Source organism: Corallococcus llansteffanensis (assembly GCF_003612055.1).
In the GTDB taxonomy this organism is placed as follows: domain Bacteria; phylum Myxococcota; class Myxococcia; order Myxococcales; family Myxococcaceae; genus Corallococcus; species Corallococcus llansteffanensis.
The window spans coordinates 1-3,911 of record NZ_RAWB01000763.1; the positions used below are offsets into that span (position 1 = coordinate 1).

General features: G+C 71.0%; 3 protein-coding genes. All 3 read right to left on the minus strand.

The annotated features are described in order from the left end of the window. On the minus strand, positions 1–1,374 hold a 1,374-nt coding region (locus D7V93_RS39745), incomplete at its 3' end, for a phytoene desaturase family protein (RefSeq protein ID WP_120648241.1). Beyond that, positions 1,371–2,414: a phytoene/squalene synthase family protein gene (locus D7V93_RS39750; RefSeq protein ID WP_120648242.1), complete on the minus strand. Its 1,044-nt coding sequence runs from the start codon at positions 2,412–2,414 to the stop codon at positions 1,371–1,373. The genes D7V93_RS39750 and D7V93_RS39745, both read right to left, overlap by 4 nt. Continuing rightward, positions 2,411–3,911, minus strand: a 1,501-nt coding sequence (locus tag D7V93_RS39755; protein WP_120648243.1) for a phytoene desaturase family protein, incomplete at its 5' end; no start/stop codon positions are given. The genes D7V93_RS39755 and D7V93_RS39750, both read right to left, overlap by 4 nt.

Consider the following 3,911-nt stretch of genomic DNA (forward strand, 5'->3'; position numbering starts at 1 on the left):
GCCCGGATGCGTGCCCCCGCCCGCGAAGAACAGCCCCGGCGTACCGCCCCGGATGCGCGGACGACGGAACGGCCCGAAGCGGCCATGCGGCAGGAAGCCGTAGATGGAGCCGCCCGGAGCCCCGCGCGCCGCCAGGTCCACCGGCGTGCGCTGCCCCACCACGCGCGTGCGGCCACGCAGCTCCGGGTAGTGCCGGAAGAGCTTCTCGAACATCTGCTCGCGCACGAGCCGGGCCATCGACTCCCAGTCGCGCTCCGCCTGCTCCGCCTTCGCCTCGCCCAGCGGCATGGCCGGCGCGTTCACCATCACGAACAGCCCCGTGCGCCCCAGCGGCGCCATGCCCGGGTCGGTGGCGGACGGGTTGCAGAAGTACACCGTGGGGTCCGTCGCGAGCTGTCCGGCGAACAGCTCTTCGAACTCGCGCTGGTAGTCCCCGCCGAAGAGCACCGTGTGGTGCGGCAGCGCCGGCCGTCCCTCCACCTCCAGCAGCAGCACGAAGCCGGACAGCGACAGCGGCTCCGACTCGCGGTGCAGCGACGCCAGCGGATCCGCGTTCACCACCACGCTGTCGAAGGCCTCCGCGCCCGGGCCCACACGGTAGCCCTGGCCAGCGCGCTCGAAGCGGGCGCGCGTGTCCAGGTGCACGGTGACGCCCAGCCGCCGCACCGCCTGCCCCAGCGCCTCCACCAGCGCGCCAATGCCGCCCCGCACGTGGTGCACCCCGTAGGCGTGCTCGATGTGCGGGATGAGCGCGAACGCCGCGCTGGACGCATAGGGCGACCCGCCCGCGTAGGTGGCGAAGCGGCCCACGTACTGTTGCAGGTGGTACGTCTGGAAGTGCTTCGTCGCCAGCGTGTGCAGCGTGTCCAGCTTCATCCCCGCCAGCATCGCGCCAATGCCCCGGCGGGCCACGCGCGTCATGAAGCCGGCCATGCCCTCGAAGGGGGCCTCCAGGTAGGGCTCGCCCGCCGCGCGCCAGATGGCCGCGGCCTCCGCGTAGAACGAGTGCACGCCCTTGCGCTCCACCGGGCGCAGCTCGGCGGCGCTCTCCGCCATGCGCTCCAGGTCCTTGTACGCGGTGAAGCCGCACCCGTCCGCGAAGCGGTAGGTGCACTGCGGCTCCAGCTCCGTGAACGGAGGCAGCAGGTCCAGCGCGTCCAGCTTCTCGAAGGTGCCCCGCACCAGCGCCGGCAGCGTCAGCAGCGTGGGGCCCGTGTCCAGCGTGAGCCCCTCCACGGTGACGGCCTGCGCCTTGCCGCCCAGGGAAGCACTGCCCTCGAACAGCGTCACCGCGTGGCCCTCCTTCGCGAGGAGGCCCGCCGCGGTCAGCCCGCCAATCCCGCCGCCGATGACCGCCACGCGCGAGGGCTTCATCCCGGGCCTCCCGCGCTCGTGGAGAGCCGCGGTGCGGACGCTGTCGGCAGCGCTGGCAGTCCCGGGCCGGACTCGGGCAACACAGCACCGGGGCGCAGGAACGCGGCCGTCGCCAGCGCCAGCTTGCGCCCCTTCGTCGTGTGGGCCCGCCCGCTGAACACGTCGTAGTCGCGCGCTTCGATGTCCCGCAGGATGTCGCCGTAGATGGCGCCCATCAGCCGCACCATGCGCTGGCTGCCAAAGCCGGTGAGGTACTTCACGCCGCTCGCGGCCCGCGCGTAGTAGGCACGCGCGCGCTGGATTTGGAAGCGCATGAAGTCGCGCCAGCGCGCATCCACCTGGCCCCGGCGCAGGTCGTCCTCGGTGAGCCCGAAGGCCCGCAGCTCGTCCGCGGGCAGGTACACCCGGCCGCGCTCCAGGTCCTCGCGCACGTCGCGCAGGATGTTGGTGAGCTGCATGGCCCGGCCCAGGTCCGCCGCCGGCTCCACCGCCCGCGCGTCCTCGCACCCCAGCACCGGCGTGAGCATCAACCCGACGACACCTGCAACCCGGTAGCAGTACAGCTCCAGCTCCTCCCACGTCTCGTAGCGGTGCTTCGTCAGGTCCATCTCCATGCCGGAGATGAGGTCCTGGAAGGGCTGCTCCGGGATGCGGTGGTGGTGGATGGAGTGGCGCAGCGCCGCGAACTCGCTCGGCTCCCACGGCGACGGCGCCTCCAGGGCGGGCTGCCGCGCGGCGGGAGGCCCCAGCTCCTTCGACGCCAGCTCCGGCAGGGGCAGGTACACCTCCGCCACGCGCTCGCGCGCCCGGGTGAGCCGGGTGGACAGGGCCACGGGCACCACGTCCGTCGCGCGCTCGTCCGCCGCGTCCACCATGTCGTCCAGCCGCCGGCAGAACGCATACAGCGCGAAGGCCGCCTTCCGCCGCTGTCCGAAGAGCAGGTACGAAGCGAAGAAGAAGCTCTTCGCATGATGTCGCGTGACGACGCGCGCGCGCCGGTAGCCCTGCGCGATGAGCGCCGGGGATTCGGTGAGGCTCATGCCGCCACCTCCACGGGAACCGGAGCCTCGGTCCTCGGAGCCAGCGTCACGCCTTCCTTCCGGGCCCACGTCACCAGCCGCTCGGTGACGAGCTTCGCGGAGATGAGCACCGTGGGCAGGCCCGTGCCCGGCTGGGTGGAGGCGCCCACGAAGAAGAGGTTCTTCACGTTCGGATCCACGTTGGTCGGCCGGAAGGGGCCCACCTGGAAGAAGTTCTGCGCCAGCCCGAACGCGCTGCCGCGCGCCAGGTTGTACGTGCCTGCCCAGTCATCCGGAGTGAACACGCGTTCCACTTCAATGTCCGCCTCCAGATTGGGGAAGCCCAGCTCGCCCAGGCGCTGGAACACCTTCGCACGGACCTTCGGGCCCTCCACCTTCCAGTCCAGGTTCGGGTGCTGGTGCGGCACGGGCACGAGGACATAGAGCGCGTCCTTGCCCTCCGGCGCCAGCGACGCGTCCGTGTGCGAGGGCACGTTGACGTAGAAGCTGGGGTCCTCCGGCACGCGGAAGCGCTGGAAGATGTCGTCGAAGGAGCCCGCGTAGTCCCGGCCGAACATCACGTTGTGATGCAAGAGCTCCGGCACCTTCTTCTTCATGCCCAGGTAGAGCATGTAGCCGCTGGAGGTGAAGCGCAGCTTCGGGGCGCGCTTGAACGGCGCGTCCTTCGGATCCAACAACTTCTCGTACGCATACGGCAGGTCCGCGTTGCACAGCACCGCGTCCGCGGGCACCACCTCGCCACCCACCAGGCGCACGCCCGTGGTGCGGCCGTTCTCGGTGAGGATGCGCTCCACCGGCGTGCCGTAGTGCAGGCGCACCCCCTCCTCGCGCGCCAGCCGCTCCAGCGCGAGGGGAATGGCATACAGGCCCCCCTTCGGGAACCAGATGCCCACGCCCAATTCGGTGAAGGGTAGCAGGCCGTACACGGCCGGGGATTCGAAAGGGGACACGCCCAGGTACATGGTCTGGAACGTCAGCGCCGCGCGCAGCCGGTCGTCCTGGAAGAAGCGGCTGACGTCCGCGTACATCCGGCGGTGCGCACGGGCCTTGAAGATCTTCGCCAGCACCCCCGGGGACAAGTAGTCGGAGATGCCGTCGAAGTTGCGGCCCACGAAGTGGTCCAGGCTGATGCGGTACTGGGTGCGGCCCTGCGCCAGGAAGGCCAGGTAGCGCTGGAAGCTGCCCGGCTCCACGCGCTCCAATTCGCGCCCCATGGTGCACAGCTCCGACGTGAAGGTGACGTCGGAGCCATCCCGGAAGTGCACCCGGTAGTTCGGGTCGCAGCGGATCAGCGTGAGATAGTCCTCGATGCGACGGCCGAGCGCGCGGAAGGTCTCCTCGAACACCTCCGGCATCAGCACGATGGTGGGCCCGATGTCCCACGTGAAGCCGTCCACCCGGAGCTGGTTGCACCGCCCGCCCGGGCCGCGCGTCTTCTCGAACAGCTGGACGTCGAACCCCTGGCGCGCGAGCCTCGCCGCCGCGGCCAGCCCGCCC

Coding starts and splice junctions, on each gene's coding strand:
- D7V93_RS39750 (WP_120648242.1), bottom strand. CDS start 2,414: ATGAGCCTCACCGAATCCCCGGCGCTCATCGCGCAGGGCTACCGGCGC.